The 20,217-nt window shown below is 65.2% G+C and carries 11 protein-coding genes and 1 rRNA gene; 3 read left to right on the top strand and 9 right to left on the bottom strand.

The genetic code is table 11. The annotated features are described in order from the left end of the window. The 6 genes from VF34_RS25185 to VF34_RS04540 all read right to left on the bottom strand — a co-directional run. A 16S ribosomal RNA gene (locus VF34_RS25185) occupies positions 1-716 on the bottom strand; the annotation flags it as partial. A gap of 486 nt (positions 717-1,202) precedes the next feature. After that, entirely contained in the window at positions 1,203-2,612 is a 1,410-nt protein-coding gene (locus tag VF34_RS04560; protein WP_032375465.1) for a plasmid pRiA4b ORF-3 family protein, read from the bottom strand. A gap of 219 nt (positions 2,613-2,831) precedes the next feature. After that, a complete protein-coding gene (locus VF34_RS04555; protein WP_045840977.1) occupies positions 2,832-3,380 on the bottom strand; it encodes an LpqN/LpqT family lipoprotein in 549 nt (182 codons plus the stop codon). 170 nt (positions 3,381-3,550) lie between these two features. After that, positions 3,551-4,390 carry an HAD family hydrolase gene (locus tag VF34_RS04550; RefSeq protein WP_027497968.1) on the bottom strand — a complete coding sequence of 280 codons (840 nt, stop codon included), beginning with the start codon at positions 4,388-4,390 and terminating at the stop codon, positions 3,551-3,553. Positions 4,391-4,418: 28 nt separating this feature from the next. Further along, on the bottom strand, positions 4,419-5,636 hold the full coding sequence (locus VF34_RS04545; RefSeq protein WP_045840976.1) for a metallophosphoesterase: 1,218 nt from the start codon (positions 5,634-5,636) through the stop codon (positions 4,419-4,421). Positions 5,637-5,737: 101 nt separating this feature from the next. Beyond that, the gene (locus VF34_RS04540; protein WP_045840975.1) at positions 5,738-10,672 is read right to left on the bottom strand and encodes an AAA domain-containing protein; all 4,935 of its coding nucleotides are present in this window, start codon (positions 10,670-10,672) and stop codon (positions 5,738-5,740) included. A gap of 216 nt (positions 10,673-10,888) precedes the next feature. Between VF34_RS04540 and VF34_RS04535 the strand changes: the two genes are divergently transcribed. The 3 genes from VF34_RS04535 to VF34_RS04525 all read left to right on the top strand — a co-directional run bounded on the left by VF34_RS04535 (position 10,889) and on the right by VF34_RS04525 (position 18,069). Next, complete coding sequence (locus VF34_RS04535; RefSeq protein WP_032375468.1) at positions 10,889-11,491, top strand: dihydrofolate reductase family protein; 603 nt, start codon at positions 10,889-10,891, stop codon at positions 11,489-11,491. A 14-nt stretch (positions 11,492-11,505) separates the two neighbouring features. Beyond that, complete coding sequence (locus tag VF34_RS04530) at positions 11,506-12,177, top strand: TetR/AcrR family transcriptional regulator (RefSeq protein ID WP_032375469.1); 672 nt, start codon at positions 11,506-11,508, stop codon at positions 12,175-12,177. A gap of 414 nt (positions 12,178-12,591) precedes the next feature. Continuing rightward, positions 12,592-18,069, top strand: coding sequence for an ATP-binding protein (locus VF34_RS04525; protein ID WP_032375540.1), 5,478 nt, complete (start codon positions 12,592-12,594; stop codon positions 18,067-18,069). A 109-nt stretch (positions 18,070-18,178) separates the two neighbouring features. Here the strand turns inward: VF34_RS04525 and VF34_RS04520 are convergent, their stop codons facing one another. From VF34_RS04520 to trhO, 3 genes are all read right to left on the bottom strand, one after another. Continuing rightward, positions 18,179-18,388, bottom strand: coding sequence for a hypothetical protein (locus VF34_RS04520; protein ID WP_032375470.1), 210 nt, complete (start codon positions 18,386-18,388; stop codon positions 18,179-18,181). Between the two features lie 95 nt (positions 18,389-18,483). Beyond that, positions 18,484-19,359 (bottom strand): pseudouridine synthase, encoded by an 876-nt coding sequence (locus VF34_RS04515; protein WP_032375541.1) that lies wholly within the window; start codon positions 19,357-19,359, stop codon positions 18,484-18,486. Between the two features lie 3 nt (positions 19,360-19,362). Then, positions 19,363-20,205, bottom strand: a complete 843-nt coding sequence (trhO, locus tag VF34_RS04510) for an oxygen-dependent tRNA uridine(34) hydroxylase TrhO (RefSeq protein ID WP_032375471.1) — start codon at positions 20,203-20,205, stop codon at positions 19,363-19,365. Positions 20,206-20,217: the final 12 nt, after the last annotated feature.

Genomic DNA, 20,217 nt, shown 5'->3' with positions numbered 1-20,217 from the left:
CTGTCTCTTATACACATCTAGATGTGTATAAGAGACAGTATCTGCGCATTTCACCGCTACACCAGGAATTCCAGTCTCCCCTGAAACACTCAAGTCTGCCCGTATCGCCTGCAAGCCCGAAGTTGAGCCCCGGGTTTTCACAAACGACGCGACAAACCGCCTACGAACTCTTTACGCCCAGTAATTCCGGACAACGCTCGCACCCTACGTATTACCGCGGCTGCTGGCACGTAGTTAGCCGGTGCTTCTTCTGCAGGTACCGTCACTCACGCTTCGTCCCTGCTGAAAGAGGTTTACAACCCGAAGGCCTTCATCCCTCACGCGGCGTCGCTGCATCAGGCTTCCGCCCATTGTGCAATATTCCCCACTGCTGCCTCCCGTAGGAGTCTGGGCCGTGTCTCAGTCCCAGTGTGGCCGGTCACCCTCTCAGGTCGGCTACCCGTCGTCGCCTTGGTAGGCCATTACCCCACCAACAAGCTGATAGGCCGCGGGCCCATCCTGCACCGATAAATCTTTCCACCACAACACATGCATGCTGTGGTCATATCCGGTATTAGACCCAGTTTCCCAAGCTTATCCCAGAGTGCAGGGCAGATCACCCACGTGTTACTCACCCGTTCGCCGCTCGTGTACCCCGAAAGGCCTTACCGCTCGACTTGCATGTGTTAAGCACGCCGCCAGCGTTCGTCCTGAGCCAGGATCAAACTCTCCGTAAAAGACTCTCGATCAACAGTCGAAACTGCAAATCAGTCATAAACATAAAGAGTCAAATCACTAGCAAAAAAACTCAACTAGCATTTTTCAAAACAACACTCGACAACAACCACCACAAGCGGATGGCTGATACATCGAATGCTTTCACCAAATAAAATTCGGCACTGACATTCATCGACACACTGTTGAGTTCTCAAAGAACACGCACACACTCGAACCCCACGAACACACAATCCGTAGGCCTCAAGGGCAACTGTTCCAGCCTATCCCAGCTTGGTCTCGGACACAAGGCCCGACTCTTGGGGGATAAAACCTGCCGAGCCACACGTCCAACCTCGTTCACCCAGTCCGTGAAGACCGGGTCGGTGTCCGTCGCTCTGACTCGACAAAAGTTACGCCACCAACCCCACACACGCAAATCGGCAGGTCAGGGCGCTGGAGAGGCGTCGAGCCGGCCGAGACGGCACCGCACGCCTCGGAATCGGCGGTCAACTGGACAAAGCGTCGCGTGCAAATCGACGGGACCAACTCGGTGAGTCCGACACGGCTTCCCGAAAGTAGAAGCTCGGGCCATGGGCACCGATGAGGTCGAGAAAGCTCATGGTCGTCTGAGCAGCGAACTTGGCGTCGAACACGCCGGAATCCTCACTGGCCCAGCCCAATTCGGAGACCGTCTCGATCAGCATCTCGTTACGGTGGGCCGCTGAGGCCGATGCGGCCAGGGAGATCAGGAACAGCGTCGCGGCATCGGTCTCGTATGTCTCCCTCCCCAGCGGAAGCCGCGAGGCCGCATGCCGCCACATGCCGATCGGGTCGTCGGCCAGTGATTCGCCGAGCTTCGTGCGCAGCAGCCGCCCCTTCGCGATGCGGGTCAACCCGAGGTGTCGGACCGCCTCGCGCAAGTCGGTGACCTGATGGTGGTCGATCTCGCGGCTGCTCGACCCCACCCACCCCAGACCCCAATCGAGCTCGTCGCGGATCGCTGCCACGAACGCGGGCTTGAGGTAGCCGGCATCGGTGAGGACAGCCCCGCCGTCGCCGACCATTCGGAGGAACCAGGTGAGCTTGGCCATCGCGATCTCGGCAACCGGCAGGTCCACCGAACTCTCGACGGTGAGCTCGCACCGGGGCAGCAACGCCATCAATGACGGCACCTGGGTGGGTCGTACTCGGTCGAACAGTCGCCCGATGGCCGGTGCGGCCGCCACAGCTTCGGCGAGCGTCGACCTACCGACATCTGCCGATTGCAGCACGCGGTTGACTGCATCGACCTCGAAACGGGCCGGGTCGAACGTCGGACCCCACTGGGAGAGAAGTTCGGAGTGTTCGGGGTCGGACGAGTCTGCCGCGATGTCCAGCGCCTGGGTATAGCGCGACGGACCGCCCGAGGACTCGGGAGGACACGCGCGGGCACCGTCGAGACAGATCGAACGAAGGTCGTCGATATCGGAGTCCTCGTGTTCCAGCTCGACTGTGTGGGTCCACCCGTCACCGAAATCGTATTCGTACGTCATGACGGATCCCGGGTGCGTCAACACCTCGTCGACGCGTACCCGCTCCTCACTGGAGGCGTCGTCGTCCGGTTCGTCGTCGAGTGTCTCCTGCATCTCGAACCGTCGGGTCGCCCCCGCGGTTCTGACACTGAATGCGTGCAGGTGTCGGTCTTCCCAGCCCACGGCGATCTGCAGTACCGAATGCAACTCGGACAACAACAGATCCGATCGCACGCGCACTCGTCGCCAGATCGACGGCCGCGTGTGATCGATACTCACCCTCAGCACCAGATTCGCCAGGCCACGCGCGGCACCCTCCGTCGCGCTGGGTTCGGCCGGCTCGTCGGCTTCGGGGATATCCGGCACCACCGACAGGTGCCGAACGCGGCCGGTTCTGATCGACATGCGAACGACCCTAGCCGGATCGGTGCGGCATACCCAGGTGTCGCTGCCCGGCGCACTCGGTCGCCGTCTGCGGCGATAGAGCGGACAGGCATCGCTTACTCTCGCGCGGAGCAGACTCCGTGCGCCCTGGACTGCTGCGGCTCGGTCGCCGGGGCGTCCGCCCGACTGCATCTTTCCCGGCCCGACAGCACGGGGTTGGCATAGAAAATCCGAGTGCCTCTACGCCGCGGGAAGCGTCAGTCCGTCGTTGATCGCGGACACGTCGAATGCGAGCGCATCCAGCTGAGACTCGAGCGTCGTCACGGTCAACTGGACCAAGTACTGAGTTCCCTCGCCGACCACTGCGTAGCGCGTCGTCACCGCAGCCTCGAGCCCTTGGGCGACGTAGGTGCCCCGAATGAACCGTGACGGCCAACCGACCCACGACGCCGTACTCGCCTCCCGCTCGACCCACCCGGGCATCGCGCGCCCGTCACCGAAACCCAACGCCATCAACGCTTCCGGGTCGATGGAGTGAGAAAGCTTCCCGACCAGCAAGACAGCATTCGGCGCGAAACCGTTCTCCACCAGGTTCGGCTCGACCGTCACTTGGGTCGCACCGGGAAACTGTGCCGGATCGAGCGTCTGCCACCCCGCGGGAACCGGCACCGTGATGCCGAGATCGGCCGCCGCAGCGCCGTCCAGCGGCAACACCTGCAGTGCATGAGCGTCGAGATACTCGGCGATCGTGGTGGGTTCGGACGGTCGGGTCGTGGGAGAGTCGTTCACTGCAGGCCCTTCGTGGTGGTCGATTCGGCACGACCGAGGCTACCGGCGTCCGCCGAACCTACCTCGACGACTCCACACAGCAGCGCACTGTTGTTCGGAGACAACGCGATCCGTGATGTCGGACCCGGGTGGGTCGAGGGCCGGTCGACCGAGAACAGTATCGCGAACGACTACCGCTGCACTCGACGCTCGGTCAGTTCTTCGAGATAGCGAGCAACCGCATCGTCGTCGTGCGAATGCAGTACACGATCGGCCACAGCGCGCACCGGCTCCGCAGCATTCGATGGACACAGCGCGGTACCGGCCCACGCCAGCATGGGAAGGTCGTTGCGCGCATCCCCCACCGCTGCCACGTCGTCCTGAGCTACGCCCCACTGTTCGCACAACTCCGCCAGAGCAGTGGCCTTGGATACCCCGGCGGCGGACATCTCGATGTACGGTGCCCCGGAGTGCGTCAGCTCCACTCCGACGAGACCTGCCTCGGCCACCAACGCGTACAACTCCTCGCTCGGTGTATCACTGTGTCGTGCAACAATTTTGACTGTCGGCTCGATGTCGGCCGACAGACCGTCCTCCGACAGCTCCATCTCGTGCGGGTGGCGGTGATGGTCGGCGAAGACGCACAGCTCCGCGTATCGCGACTCGGCGACGAAACGAGTGGCACCCACAGTTGCGAACGCCACGCCGGGAACCAGAGATCGAACAGCGGAGGTGACAGCCGCGACCGTCTCCGTCGGCACCGACCTGGTCGCGACGATGACCGGGCTGCCATCGGCAAGGTCCAGCACCACCGCACCGTTCGCTCCCACTGCCGTACCGGTGAACCCACACGACGCCGCAAGCTCGGCGATGGAGTGCCGCGCCCGCGCCGTCGCCCACACCACCCGGATGCCTGCGGCTTCGGCCGCGGCCATCGCATCTGCCGTCCGCGCCGACACCGTTCGATCCGAACGAAGTAGCGTGCCGTCGAGATCGGTTGCGACTACCTGGATCTCTCCCGTGTGCCTCACCCGTCCGATACTGCCAGGTGCCGACGCGTCAGCCTGCCACCAACGTCAGAACCGAGATCTCACTCGGTGCGAACACCCGGAACGGCGGCCCCCAGAATCCCGACCCCCGACTGGTGTAGAGCTGCGTACGCGCTCCATGCCTGCTCAGTCCGTGCACCACCGGCTGGTCCAGTCGAACCAATGCCGCGAACGGCCAGATCTGACCGCCGTGGGTGTGGCCGGACACCTGTAGATCGACGCCCGCTCGGACGGCGTCGCCGATCTGTTTCGGCTGGTGGGCCAGCAGCAACACCGGGATCGACGGATCGGCCCCGGCCAGTGCCCCAGCCAGATCGGCACCGTGGCCGGGGGCACCCGACCCTGCTGCCGTGGCGTCGTCAACACCGGCGATGACCAAGGCATCGTCACCTCGATGCAGCACGACATGACGATTGTGCAGCGCGTTCCACCCGATGCTCTGCATGTGGTCCAGCCACTCCTGCGCCTCACCGAAATACTCGTGATTCCCGGTGACGTAGACGCGGGCGGCGGACGCGCGCATCGATTCCAGCGGCGCAGCCTGTTGCCTGCGCGTGGACACGGAACCGTCGGCAATGTCGCCGACGTGCGCGAGCACGTCCGGTTCGAGCGCGTTGACGGCATCGGTCAGTCGCCTCGACCACACGGTTCGGTTCACCGGCCCGAAGTGGGTGTCGGTGACCAGGACGACTCGCAGGCCGTCGAATCGGGCACCGAGCCGGGCAATGCTGACGCTCGTGTGCCGAACGCGCGGGGTCCGCATGGCCTCGTAATGGCCCCAGAGGGCAAGGCCGACGATCACTGTCACCGTCGCCGCCGCCGTGATTCGCGACCGCAATGGATCGTCGACACCGGCCGCCCACAGCCCGAGCCTGAGCAACAGCGAGAGCGCCGACCATACGAACGCGATCCAGGCGAGACCCAGCAGGACGTCGCCGAGACGCGCCCAGGCGTCCTTCCTGTCCCCCTCGATGCCGGGCCGGTGACCGAGATACATCGCGGTGGGCAAGGCGAGCGCGGCAGCGATCACCAGTGCCGCGCCGAGCAGCCGAACCACCGGCGGCCACTGCGCCCCCGCGAACAGCACGGTCCACATGGGCAGCCCGAACAGCACCGCACACAGGGCAACGACCGTGGCCGGGACCATGATTCGCCGACGAAGTGTTCGGCCGGGCCGTTCGGGCACCGCCCTGTCGGCGTGCAGCCCCTGCGTCTGTCGATCTGCCATCGGCGGCGACCCTCTTTGCTCGAACGTGCACGAATACCGCGAACCAGACTACGACGGTAACGAGCTGCACGCTGATGGGCCGCGACTCCCGCGGACTACACCTACGGGCTGCGGCGCGTGGTGTATCCCCGCAGTCCGTTGAGAGGCAGTTGGTGCTCGGCGACCACCTCGTCGACCGAGCTCTCGGACTCCTCGACGCCACCACTCGATTCGACTCCGTCGACCGCGCCCCGCACTTCTTCGGAGCTGTCGACCGAATCGGATGCACCCGGTCCGTCCGAGTCCGCAGCTGCAGCAGGCACTTTCGGTGCTGTCGGGGGTGTGGACGCGCGCGGAGCTCCGGTCGCGTCGATCGTGCTCGAACCGTTCGCAGCACCGGTTCCGTTGGTCGACCCCGACCGTCTGGATGTGCCGGTTCCGTTCGTGGTGTCGGTGTCGGCGGTGTTGTCGGTAGGTATGTCGAGGCGAGGCATCGTCCACAGAGACAGCACCGAATCATGCCGAACGGGTGCGTTCGTTCGTGTCGCAGCCTCGAAAGCCCCGGAATCGTCGAACTGCGAGGACTCGAGCGGTACCGGTGTCCAGGTCTCCTCGGACGCCGTTCCGCCTTCCGCACCAACGGCACCGGGCTTGATTCCCAATCGCGCGAGGGTGAACCACAGACTGTCGAGAGCACCGTCACGGTCGAGGTGGTACTCCGATTCCCGCACGCGCCAGAACGTCCACCCGCATCGCTTGAGTTCCTGCTCGCGTTGCAGATCCGCCGATCGTTGCGCGGGGGTGGTCGAGAACGAATCACCGTCGCATTCGACGGCGAGGCGAGAGGACTCCCCCGTGACGACGAGCGCGATACGCCGATTGTTCACTTCGACACCGGGATTGACGTGGAAGCCACGCTCGACGAGGTCGTTGAACAGCTGCTGTTCCAGCAGCGTCTCGAACGGGGCTTTCCTGATCTCGCGCGAGACGTTCTGGGGCATCGGATCGGCGGGAGCAGGCGAGACCGACGTGACGTAGCCGAGCAGAGAGTTACGCAGGTCTGCTCGTTTGAGGCGATCGACGGTGACCGAATGGAACAGCCACAACTGATCCTGCGCCCGCGACGCGGCCACGTTGAACCGACGCTTGTACTGGTTCGAGGTCAGGGTGGCGAAGTTCTGATCCGGTGCTACCACCATCGACAGGAACACGACGTTGCGCTCGTCGCCCTGGAAGTCCGGTGGCGTGCCCACTCGCAAGCGGCGTTGTTCCCACTGCTCGATGCCGATACGTTTGATCAGCTCGTTGCGAATCTCGTCGACCTGCGACTGCCCCTGCAGCACAACGACTCCGAAGGTCAGGTCGTCGTACGCGGCATCGGCGAGGCACTCGGATATCTGCTCCGCGATGGCAATGGCCTCGGTCCGGTTGACGAGCGAGGCGTTCTTTCCGGTGACCGTCGCCCCGCGAACGTACGTGTGCCGAAGCGGCGGCAGGCGATCGGCACCGAACTGCCGCACCGGCACCAGTGGCGAGTCTCCGTAGAACTGCTGACTCGACCAATTGATGATCTCCGGCATAGAACGGAAGTGCTCTCGTAGTCGCACCACCTGACCGAACCGGGTGCGCAGCATCGAGAACAGACTCGACCGCGGTGTCAGCGTCGCCCGCACGTGCTCCGGTAGGTCCGGGAGATATACATCGAGGCGGTCGAACACGTCCTCGAGCGTGCCGGCCTGAGGGACATCGGCGGGCGCGCACTGCCGGTCGTCTCCCACCACGATCACCCGAGGCGCGAGGTACAGCAGGAACAGGCTCGTGATGTCGGCCTGGCTGGCCTCGTCGACGATGACGACGTCGAAGCTACCCGGCACCGGCGGAATCGACGCGAGCACCTGGGAGAGCGGCATGACCCATGCGGGCACCGCGCTCTGTGCCTCTCGCATCGCCGATCGTGCTGCGCTGCGGTAGGTTTCGGCGTACTTGCCGGCACCCGAACCGATACTGGAAATGTGCTCGCGGTAAGTCTGCAGTGCGCGAACCTCGACGGCCGTCATCCGCTGCAGGCTGTTGAGCCAGGCACTCGCGGCAGCGAGACGCGTCGTGAGATAGGCGATGTCGACATCCGCGGCGGCCAACTCCGCTTCCAGCTGCTGCTCGAGACCCCCGTGGTGCTGCTCACCGACCCATTCGCGCGCGCGACGCCACGCCCACGCCTTGGACAGCTGCCAACTGAGCTCGTCCCATTCCGGGTCTGCCGCGGTGTCCTTGACCAACTCGAACAGGGCCGGCGCGACTGCCGACAGTGTGGCCGACATCGACTCGAGCAGCAGCTGATTCTCCTGCTCCGCGCAGGCCTGAGCGTAGGCGGAGACCGCGCCCGCCAATTCCGCAGGATCGGCAGCGCCGAGGGCCGTCACCAGATTCAGACCTTCGGGGGACGGTCCCGCGTCGATACGAGTGGCCACCGCGAACTGCAGAGCGTCCAGCTCGGCGCGGGCGATGTCGATGTCGACGCGCGCGGAGATGGCCGCAGCGGCTCCGGCTATCTCCTGAGCTTCGGCGAGGCTTCGAATCCACGGCGCAGCAGGCGACACCGTGTAGAGCCGGTGTACCAGTGCGTCACGAGCGGCAACCACTGCCGCTACGGAACGGAGTCGATCGGCGATCTGCGCAACGGTGTTGACGCGAATCGATCGAGGGCCGTCTAGGGGGACGACGATCGCCAGGTCGGCCAGCAACACCGCCGCCGTCTGCACGGTGTCGAGAGCCCGAATGTGTTCCGCGACAAGCCGAGCGGCCATCGCACTCGTCGCCGGTTGCCCGTCGACGGTGGCAACGATGCCGAGAGCTTCGACTGCCTTCTGCTCCTCGCTACGCCGAAACCGCGGCTTCCATTCGATTCCCGATTCCAGCGCAGCTGCGAGCGCATCCATAGCCTGCAGAGTCGCAGCAGACGTGGACGAGCACTGCACGTCGTGCGCGCCGATGTACCGGTCGGACGCTGCGGCAGTGGCAACGAGGTCATCGATTCCGCTGACCCGCGACCACAGGTGAGACGCTTCGCCGGACAGCACCGAGTCGGTCACTCGCGCATACGTGGCATCGAGCTCCGCGACCACTCGCACGCGAGCCGCCAATTCCTCGCAGAGAGAACGGATATCGGACGAGACCGCAGGTTCGACGCCGCTCAGCAACGTGATCAGGTCGGCAGCCAGCGGCGGGACGGCGTCTATCAGGGTATGCACACGCCGGCACAGCGCTGCGAGTTCGGCCGAATTCGGCAGCATCGTTTCGGGACGCGGCAGCACCTGGCGCGATCGTTGCTCGCGGGCTCCGTCGGACGTCGCAATCAGCGCTCGGAGTTGGTCGACCTGGGCACCGTCGAACGGTGGCCGGTCGGCGAGCAACGGCCCGGGCAGCCACTCGTGGGCGCCTTCGGCTGCTTTGACCTTACGTACGATCGACGCCACCGTGCCGTCATACCCATCCGAAACATATTCGTGCACAACGGTTTCGGATTCACGAAGGACGCTGACACGGTTCAGCAGTTCCGTCCGACGAGCGAGCGCGGCCGCGCGGCGGGTGGTGAGCGCGTCGATCTTCTGCTGCTCACTGACTTCGTCGAACGAGGTCTTACGCTCGGCGATCTTGGCGACGCTGCGATTCAACTCGTCCGAACCACCACGGGAGAGGTCGGTGATCGAGACGCAGAGCTCCTGCAACTCGGGCGGCAGCTTGTCGCGCAGGACTCGCAAAGCTTGTGACTTTTCACTAGTGACCAGAACCCGCTGACCTCGCGCCAGCAGCCCGGACATCAGGTTCGCGATGGTGTGGGTCTTCCCCGTCCCGGGCGGCCCTTCGACGACCACACCACTGTCGCGTCCGAGTCGTTCGATGATCTGCGACTGCTCGGCGTTGGCCGGCAGCGGAAACAGAGGATCTTCGGCCAGCGCCGCCGACGCGCCGGCTCCGGTCCGTTCGAGCCATGCCATCCGATCGGCCGGCTCGATCGCGTCGACCAGTTGCGCGAGGCCCAGCGGAACCGGTGAGTCGGCGGCGTCGAGATCGGCGATCATCTGCTCGTAGTACTCGACCAGCGCGAACGAGTCGCGGGTTCGGAGCACGAGTGCGGGCGAGACCGTCAGCGTTCGATCGTCGTCGATGTACGCGAGAGCTCCCGGGGGCCCGAGGCGATCGAGCACCTCGATCTCGTGACGGGGAACTCGCGTCGCCCATTCGCGCAAGAATTCTTCGACGCCCTCACCGAGGGGCGAGTCGACGTTGCCGTGCAGCTTCTCGGCGAGGGCCACCGAGCCGGAGGTATCGAAGTCCTTCGATCCGGTGAGCAGCTGGCCGTCCTCGAGACGCGGGGTACTACCGGCGACCAGTCGCACCAACAGGTCGCCGGTCCGCACATCACGTTCGATTCCGGCCGACTGGGTGAGGAGGTGAGTACGCACGCTGCGCTGGGGGTCGGGGTTGCTCGACGTCAGCAGACCCGATGCCACCACCAGTTCGATCGACTCGGGGCGCGAGGCGAGCTCTTGCATCATTAGTTGCAATGCTTGGTACAGCGCTGCCTTGGGCCGCCGGTCTCGATCTTCCTGAGCCCACTGCTTCCAGGACTCCGAGTACTGCTCGAAAGCCTTCTTGATCTCGTAGGCCTTGCGAATATCGAAGTCGGCGTCGGACTCCTGCGCCTCGCCGCGACGACGTGATGCCGCCGTCGACGCGTCGGCGAGCTCGATCTCGCGGTAGCGACTGTCTCCGACGACCTGGGGATCGAGCCAACCCGTCAGAAGCGCCGGTGGCTCGGGCGGGTCGTCGACGGCAATGCGCGGCGCCCGAAGTACGACCCCGCCCTGGCCGGCCTTCGGGTCGATACGAACCGGAATCTCACTGGAGTACAGCCACTCGACCTGGACATGATCGTCGAACCTCAGGACCGGATTCGACCGCGCCTCGACTATCTCGCGCAGGAAGCGCAACAGGCGCGCAACCCTGCTCTTGAGCTCGTCGTCGTATTCACGACCGGTAGCCGCTGCAGCCGTCACAGTTTCCCCACAAATGCTCGAATGGCCGTCCCGCCAGGGGACAGTGCTTACGCACCCGCGTCACAGTAGCCGTTGAAAAGCAGTTGTTCACCGGGGTCCGAGCACACAGAATGCGTTCTAGTGCTCGGTCACAAAGACCGACTCGGTTGCTTGGAACAACAACAGAAAACGCGGCCCGTCCGGACACGCACCGGCCGCCGATCGCAGGAGCGTCGCATGCGCAAGCTGGTTTACTACATCGCCGTCACACTCGACGGATTCATCGCCGCGCCCGACGGCACCTACCACTGCTTCGCGACCGAGGGTGATCACCTCGAGGCCATCGTGACCGAGCTGCCCGAGACGCTGCCGGTGCACGTCCGCACCGCACTCGGCATCGATGCCCCGCCGGCGCGGTTCGACACCGTGGTGATGGGCCGGGCGACCCTGCAACCCGCACTCGACATCGGCATCACCAGCCCTTACCCCCATCTGCGGCAGTACGTGCTCTCCCATACGTTGCCTGCCGCGACGGACGCGACCGAGCCGATCGTCGGCCGGAACCCGATCGACCTGGTTCGAGAACTCAAAGCCGAGGACAGCGACGCCGACGTGTGGCTCTGCGGCGGCGGCCACCTCGCGGGGCAGCTCGTCGACGAGATAGACGAGCTGTTTCTCAAGGTCTATCCCGTCGTGCTCGGCCGAGGCATCGGGCTGTTCGCGCCCGAGACCGGACCCGAGCCGCCGATCGCACGACGGTTCGAGCATCTGCACTCACGCCAGTTCGACAGCGGCGTGCGGTTCACCCGGCTGGTTCGACCCGACGGCGGTGAGCGATGACGTATAAAGACTGAATGCCTGCCGCACCGGTGTCCGAAGGGGAGCAGCCGACTCGCCGGCCGACGACCCAGCGCGGACTACGGACCCGATCCGCACTGGTGGCAGCCGCCCGACGCGTGTTCGAGAACAGCGGCTACCTCGATTCCCGGCTGATCGACATCACCAGAGCCGCGCACTGCTCGGCTGGGACCTTCTACACGTATTTCACCAGCAAGGAAGAGATTCTGGCCGCGGTGCTCGAACAGGCCAGGGACGACATGCTGCACCCCGGCACGGAACGGGTGGACCCGCACGACGATCCCGCTGCCGTGATCGCAGCCAGCAACCGGGCGTACTTCGAGGCATATCGGCGCAACGCCAAGCTGATGGCACTGCTCGAGCAGGTCTCCAACATCGATCCCGACTTTCGCCGCCTACGCCGCGAACGCGCCGACGCGTTCGTTCGACGCAACGCACGCAGTATCGAGAGCCTGCAGAAACGCGGCGTGGCGGATACCGACCTCGATCCCCTGCTCGCCTCCCGCGCGTTGTCGTCGATGATCAGTCGTCTCGCGTTCAACCACTTCGTCGTCGACGCCGAGGACGGCAATCCCGACGCCGACTACGAGGCGCTGCTCGCCACTGCGACGAGGCTGTGGGTCAACGCGTTGCGGATACCGGACAAGAGCGTCGGACACACCGGATGAACGCCTCCTCGGCAACCTGCTGCTCGTCCGAAACCGCCTTCGTCGACCTGTACCCGTCGGTAATGTACTCGCCGGTAGCCAGAGATGGTGAGGAATCACGAATTATGCGTCCCGACAACGCTACTCGTGAGTACGAATCTGTCGTGAGGCAGAGGAAAGAAAATGTCCAATACGGAATGCGTTGTCACAGAATTGAATTGGCTCGTTCGTGATCAATCACACTCAACCCGAACGCCGTTGGCACGGCACAGGGCCCGGTTGCCGCTAGAATAAGTCGACCGGAGTGCTGCATGGGCGCAGGACCGGAGCCTGCGCAACGACCCGACAACCATCAAACGGACATGCCCAGCCGGACCCACCTCCCATCGAGTGCACCGACGCGATGTGCGCCTACACCGAGCGAAGAGAGATACGTTGTTCAAGCGGATTGCAGTAGTCAACCGAGGCGAGGCAGCAGTACGGCTGATCCGAGCCGTCCGAGAGCTCAACGCCGAACACGATTACGGCATCCGCACCGTAGCGCTGCACACCGAGGCCGAGAAGCGGGCCATGTTCGTCCGCCTGGCCGACGAAGCGGTCACGCTGCGTAAGCCGGCGAGCGGTTCGGCCTACCTCGATTACGGCGTGCTGGAAGCGGCACTGGTGGAATCCGGGGCCGACGCCGTATGGGTCGGCTGGGGCTTCGTCGCCGAGGACCCGACGTTCGCCGACCTGGTCGCCCGCCTGAACATCACCTTCATCGGCCCGTCCGCGGACGCGATGCGCCTGCTGGGTGACAAGGTCGAGGCCAAGATTCTCGCCGAAAAGGTCGGCGTTCCCGTCGCACCGTGGTCCGGTGGCCCCGTCGAGACCCGCGCCGACGCCCGTCGTCACGCCGCGGCGATCGGCTACCCGTTGATCATCAAGGCCCGCTCGGGCGGCGGTGGCCGCGGTATCCGCAAGGTCTTCCACGAGGACGAACTCGAACTGTCCCTCGAACGCACCCAGGGTGAGGCCGAGCGCTCGTTCGGCGACCCCGTCGTGTTCCTCGAGCGTCTGGTCACCGACGCCCGGCACGTCGAGGTCCAGGTCATCGCCGACAGTCACGGCAACGTGTGGGCCCCCGGTGTGCGCGACTGCTCGATTCAGCGTCGCAACCAGAAAGTCATCGAGGAGTCCAGCTCCCCGCTGCTGACCAAGGAACAGTCCGATCAGCTGCGCACGGCCTCGGCCGAGCTGGTCAAGGCAGCCGGATATCAGGGCGCGGGCACCGTGGAGTACCTCTACCAACCCGAGCAGAAAATCTTCACGTTCCTCGAGGTCAACACCCGCCTCCAGGTCGAGCACCCGATCACCGAATACACCACCGGCATCGACCTGGTGAAGCTGCAGATCCTCGTCGCCGACGGCCAGGCACTGCCCGGCGACTGCCCGCCCGAGTTCGGTCACGCCGTCGAGGCCCGCCTCAACGCCGAGGACGCCGACAACGGCTTCGCACCGGCCCCCGGCACCGTCGAGCTGCTCAAGTTCCCCCTCGGCACCGGCATCCGCGTCGACACCGGCATCGCCCAGGGCGACGTCATCCCACCCGACTACGACTCCATGGTCGCCAAGGTCATCGCCTGGGGCCGCGACCGCAGCGAAGCGCTGGCGAGATTGCGCAACGCACTGCGCGAGACCACGGTCGTCATCGACGGCGGCACCACCACCAAGTCGTTCCTGCTCAGCCTGCTCGACCGCGAGGAAGTCATCTCCGCCTCCGCCGACACCGGCTGGCTCGACCGCACCGAAGCCGGTTCCCAGGTGGGACCGACCGCCGTCGCCGACATCGCCATCATCGCCGCAGCGATCGACGCCTACGACGCCGAAGAAGGCCGCGAACGCACCTCGTTCCTCAACTCCGCACGCGGCGGGCGCCCACGCGCGACACACGCCATCGGCCGCACCGTCGAGCTGAACTACCAGGGCCAGGCCTACAAGCTCGAGGTCGGCCAGACCGGAACTCACCGCTACAGCATCGAAAGCGACGGCATCGGCGAACTGCAGGTCGACGTCGAGCGCCTCGGCACCTACGAGAGCCGCCTCGTCATCGGTGACCGCCGCTACCAGGTGGTCACCGTCGCCGGAGCCGCCCACTTCCTCGTCGAGGTCGACGGCATCAGCCACCAGATCTCCCAGGACGAGGCCGGGCTGGTCCGCGCGCCTGCACCCGCTGTCGTCGTCGCCGTCCCGGTCGCCGTCGGCGACGAGGTCGAAGCAGGACAGACCCTCGTCGTCCTCGAATCGATGAAGATGGAAACTGCCGTCCGGTCCCCGTACGCGGGCACCGTGCGTGAGGTCTTGGCCTCGGTCAACGGACAGGTCGACGCGGGAGCTGCACTGCTGCGCGTCGATCAGGCCGGAGAACAGAAGGTCTCCGAGCAGGCACCTCGGGTGCAGTTCCGTGGCGTCGACGACGCCGCGCAGCGCTCGCCGCAGCGCCGGGCACTGGATCGGCTCGACGAACTCGCGGCCCTCATCACCGGCTTCGACGTCAGCGGTGCCCGGGCTCGAAACCTGTTGTCCACCTACGAGACTCTGCGTGCCGAGGTGCCACGTGACGATTCGGAGCTGGTCACCGCCGAACTGGCGTTGCTGAACACCTTCGCCGACATCTGCGAGCTCTCCCGCAACCGTCCGACGATGGACGAGGAGACGGGCGACGAGCGAGTCCACTCCCCCCGCGAGCACTTCCACTCGTTCCTGCACTCGCTCGACGCGGACGTCCAGGGTCTGCCGGAGTCGTTCCGCGCCAAGCTCACTCGCGCGCTCGCGCACTACGACGCTGCCATCGACGAGGGCCGAACCCCGGCTCTCGAAGAGGCCGTCTACCGCGTCTTCCTCGCCCTGCAGCGCATGGAGAACCAGGTTCCGGTGATCGCGGCGCTGCTCGGCCACTGGCTCAGCGACTCCTCCGCCCAGCCCGAGGCCACCCCGGCCATGGCCGAGGTACTCGAGCGCCTCATCGGTGCCACTCAGGCCCGCTACCCCGTCATCGGCGACGTCGCCCGCAACCTGCGCTTCCGGTTGTTCGACGAGCCGCAGATCCGGATCGCCCGCGAGAAGGTCTACGACGGTGTCCGTGGCAGCCTGCAGTACCTGGCCGAGAACCACGACGCAGCCGACTACTCGGCGCGTGTAGCCGCTCTCGTGGCGACACCGGAACCGCTGATCGAGCTTCTGGCACAACGGATCACCGATCCCGGTGCTCTGCTCGAGGTGATCACCCGTCAGTACTACGAAATTCGGACTCTCGAAGACGTCAAGGCCTTCGACCGCGACGGTAAGCACTTCGTCACCGGCAACTTCGAGCTCTCGGGCGAACGACTGCATCTGATCTCGACCGCGACGGACTTCGATTCCCTCGCAACGACTCTCGACGCCGTCGAGGACATCGCCGGCCCGTCGCCGGAGAACCTTGCCGTCGATCTGTACCTGTCGTGGCCCGACGCCCCCGCCGACGGCGACGTGCTCTCGGCCCGACTGCAGGAAGTTCTGGCCGCCCACTCCGGCTCCGGCCGCTGGCGCCGGGTCACGGTCACCGTGTTCGGCGCGGTCACGCGAAAGATGACGTACCGCCGCACCACGGTCGAGGGATCCGAGCCCCTCGCCGAGGACACCATCATCCGGGACATGCACCCACTCACCGGTCAGCGACTCGACCTGTGGCGACTGAAGAACTTCGACGGAGTTCGCCTGCCCGCCAGCGCCGGAACCTACCTGTTCCACCTGACGTCCAAGGCCAACCCGTCCGACGAGCGACTCGTCGCCCTCGCCGAAATCCGCGGCATCACAACACAATTGGACGACGCCGGAAACATCGTCGCCGTGCCGGAGATCGAACGAACCGTCGCAGCCTGCCTCGACGGCATCCGCCGCGCACAGGCCGGACGCGGCAAGAAGCGTCTCGACGCCAACCGCGTCGTGCTCTACGTCTGGCCGGTGCTGAACGTGCCCGCGGACCGCATCGCCACCATCGCCCGGCACATCGCACCGCTGACCATCGGAGCCGGACTCGAAGAGATCACGCTGATCGCACGCCTGGCCGAAACACCGGGCGCGACGCCGCGCGAGGTGGCTCTGCGCCTGTCGTACCGGTCCGGTGCCGGCATCGTCGCCAAGGTGACCCCGCCGCCGACCGAGCCGATGCGCCCGCTCGACGAGTACACCCAGAAGGTGCAGCGATCCCAGGCCCGCGGCACCGTGTACCCGTACGAGCTGATTCCGTTGCTCAGCAGCAACGGCGGCACGTTCACCGAGTACGACTTCGACGCCGACGGCGTGCTCGCCCCGGTCGATCGTCCCTACGGCCGCAACTCCGCGGGCGTCATCGTCGGTGTGGCCACCACCCCGACCGCCAAGTACCCCGAGGGCATCACCCGCGTCGCACTCTTCGGTGACCCCACCAAGGCGCTCGGCACCGTCGCCGAGGCGGAATGCTCGCGGATCGTTGCGGCCATCGACCTCGCCGAACAACTCGGTGCCCCTGTCGAATGGTTCGCATTGTCCTCCGGCGCAACGATTTCCATGGAATCGGGCACCGAGAACATGGACTGGGTCTCGCGCGGCCTGCGCCGCATCATCACCTTCACCCAGGCCGGCGGAGAGATCAACATCGTCGTCGCGGGCATCAACGTCGGCGCGCAGCCGTACTGGAACGCCGAAGCCACCATGCTCACCCACACCAAGGGCATCCTGGTGATGACCCCCGACAGCGCGATGGTGCTCACCGGAAAGCAGTCCCTGGACTACTCCGGCGGCGTCTCGGCCGAGGACAACTTCGGTATCGGTGGCTACGACCGCGTCATGGGCCCCAACGGCCAGGCGCAGTACTGGGCACCGAACCTGCGAGCCGCATGCGACATCCTGTTCGCCCACTACGATCACGCGTATGCCGCACCGGGAGAACGCTTCCCACGCCGTGCAGCCACGGCCGACCCGACCGAGCGCGACGTGCGTACCTACCCGCACGTCCACCCGTCGAGCGACTTCACCACCGTCGGCGACATCTTCTCCTCGGTGACCAACCCGGACCGCAAGAAGCCGTTCGACATTCGTACCGTGATGCGCGCCGTGGTCGACCAGGACCACTCGGTGCTCGAGCGGTGGGCCGACATGGCCGACGCCGACACCTCGGTGGTGTTCGACGCCCACCTCGCCGGAATCCCGGTGAGTGTGATCGGTATCGAATCGCGAGCCATCCCCCGCAAGGGCTGGTTCCCGTCCGACGGCCCCGATCAGTGGACCTCGGGAACCCTGTTCCCGAACTCGTCGAAGAAGACGGCACGCGCCATCAACGCCGCCAGCGGAAGCCGGCCGATCGTGGTGCTGGCCAACCTCTCCGGCTTCGACGGATCACCGGAATCGCTGCGCAACATCCAGCTCGAATACGGTGCCGAAATCGGCCGCGCCATCGTCAACTTCGACGGACCGGTCGTGTTCTGTGTCGTCTCGCGCTACCACGGCGGCGCGTTCGTGGTGTTCTCCGGAGCACTCAACGACAACATGGAAGTCCTCGCCGTCGAGGGCTCCTTCGCCTCCGTACTCGGCGGTGCCCCGGCAGCCGCAGTGGTGTTCACCCGCGACGTCAACGCCCGCACCGCAGCGGACGCCGACGTCAAGGAGCTCGAAGCACGACTGAACGCAGCCGAGGACGACGCCACCCGCTCTGCACTGCGCGTCGAACTCGCCACCGTGCGAGCGAACGCCCGCAACGCCAAACTGGGTGAAGTGGCAGCCGAATTCGAGGCCATCCACAACATCCAACGAGCACAGAGCGTCGGATCGGTGCACCACATCGTCCCCGCCGCCGAACTACGCCCGCAGCTGGTCGCCGCCGTCGAACGCGGAATGGCGCGGTCGCTGGCCAAGTAGGGCCTGGGTTTCTCGCAAACGCGCGCGCGTTTGCTGGATGCTCGCGGAATTGTCAACCATTCCGCGAGCGTCTGGCGAACGCGCGCGCGTTTGTCGGTTGGGTTGGTGTCTACACGGGGGGCTGGGTCACGACACCGCCACACTGGCCGGTGAATACGAGCAGTCCACACTCCTGCCAGATCGCGGGCAGTGCACCGAACAAGGCCGCGAGGTTGTCGGAGCTACCGGTGCTCGCGCTTCCGGTATCGGCCACGGCAACAGCCGGCGACGCTATAGCGATGACGGCAGCTCCCAACACAACAGCAATACGACGCTTCACGCAGTTCTCCTCTGTTCTTCCATCGGACATATCTGCTCGACACGCTAACCTCGCGCCCGAATTGTCACCATCGTCCGAACGAACGATTCTGAGCGTCAGAGCTGGAGTTCTCGGGCGCTGGCGAATCGCCGCTGTTCGCCGGTGAGCGGGTCGATGAAGTCCAGTGCCCGGGCCAGGAGCTGCAACGGCCGAGTGAAGTCGTCGGCGGGAGTCGATGTGTACACCGGATAGTACGGATCGTTGACGATGGGAATCCCCAACGACGACAGATGGATTCGCAGCTGATGGGTCTTACCCGTCTTGGGGAAGAGTCGATAGCGGGCGAGGTCGCCGAGAGTGTCGATGAGCTCGATTCTGGTCTCACTGTTCGGCTCCCCCGGCTCCTCGTACGCTGTCATGACACCGTGTTCCTTCAGGATCCTGCTCTGTACGACGCGCGGAAACTGCAGTGCTGCATCGAAACCCGCGACGGCCTCGTACTCTTTGGCGACGTTGCGCGTCGAGAAGAGTTCCTGATACGGCCGTCGGGCATGCTTGGTCTTGGTGAAGAGCAGCACTCCAGCGGTGGCGCGATCGAGTCGATGCGCGGGCGTGAGGTCGGGGCAGTCGAACTGCTTGCGCAGCCGCACGGTCGCGGTTTCGGTGACGTGCCGACCACGCGGGATGGTGGCGAGGAAATGTGGCTTGTCGACCACCAACAGGTCGTCGTCCTCGTGCAGGATGCCGATCTCGAACGGCACCGGAACCTCATGCGCCGGAACACGATAGAAGTACACCTGGCTACCGGCGCGGTAGCGAGTGTCCAAAGTTATGGGCCGACTCTTCTCGTCCACCAGTTCGGCGTCGCCGATTGCCCGACGCCAATCGTCGTCGGACATCTCACGTTCGAGATATTCGACGATGGTGGTGGCCGGATCACCATGCGGCAGAAGCAGTCTCAGAGGCGCAAGACCGTCTCGAAAGGGCAGCATCACTCAGGCGCAGTCGAGACAGATCAACCGCAAACCACGGCCGGCATCACCGTCGAAGTCCTGGTACCGCGACGTCGGATTGCCACAGGCGCTGCAGCGACCGATGACGGCGGTGTGGTCGGAGAAGTTCTGCGCCATCCGCTTGTCGAACACGAACAGCGAGCCCTCCCAGAGCGCGTCGTCGCCGAAAGTCTCTGCGTACCGGACGATTCCGCCGTCGAGCTGATAGACCTCCTCGAACCCGCGAGCCACCATCAGCGAGGACAACACCTCACACCGCACTCCCCCGGTGCAGTACGTGACCACCGGCGACTTCTTCAGATGGTCGTAGGCACCGGAATCGAGCTGCGAGACGAAGTCCTTCGTCGTCTCCACGTCGGGGACCACCGCGTTCTTGAATCTACCGATCTGCGCCTCGAACGCGTTGCGGCCGTCGAAGAAGACCACGTCGTCGCCGCGGGAATCGACGAGCTCGTGCACCTGCTGCGGGCTCAGATGAGTGCCACCGCCGACCACGCCGTCGGCGTCGACCTTCAGTTCCCCGGGGGCTCCGAACGTGACTATCTCGTCGCGCACTCGCACGCTCAATCGCGGAAAGTCGTTGCCGAGTCCGTCGGACCACTTGATGTCGGCCGACTTGAAGGCCGGATAGCTGCGGGTGCCGCGGACGTACCTCTTGACGTCGTCGACGTCGCCGCCCACCGTCGCGTTGATGCCGTGTTCGGAGATGAGGATGCGTCCGGTCAGGTTGTTGGACGCGGCCAGCGTGTGTTGCCACAGCCGGATCGCCTCGGGATCTGGCAATGGAGTGAACACGTAGAACAGGACGATTTTCGGTACAGCCACGCCGTCCAGTAT

This window comes from Rhodococcus sp. PML026 (assembly GCF_000963615.1).
GTDB classification, from domain to species: Bacteria; Actinomycetota; Actinomycetes; order Mycobacteriales; family Mycobacteriaceae; genus Rhodococcoides; species Rhodococcoides fascians.
The sequence above is the reverse complement of the archived record's forward strand: the minus strand, read 5'-3'. Positions and strand labels throughout refer to the sequence as shown.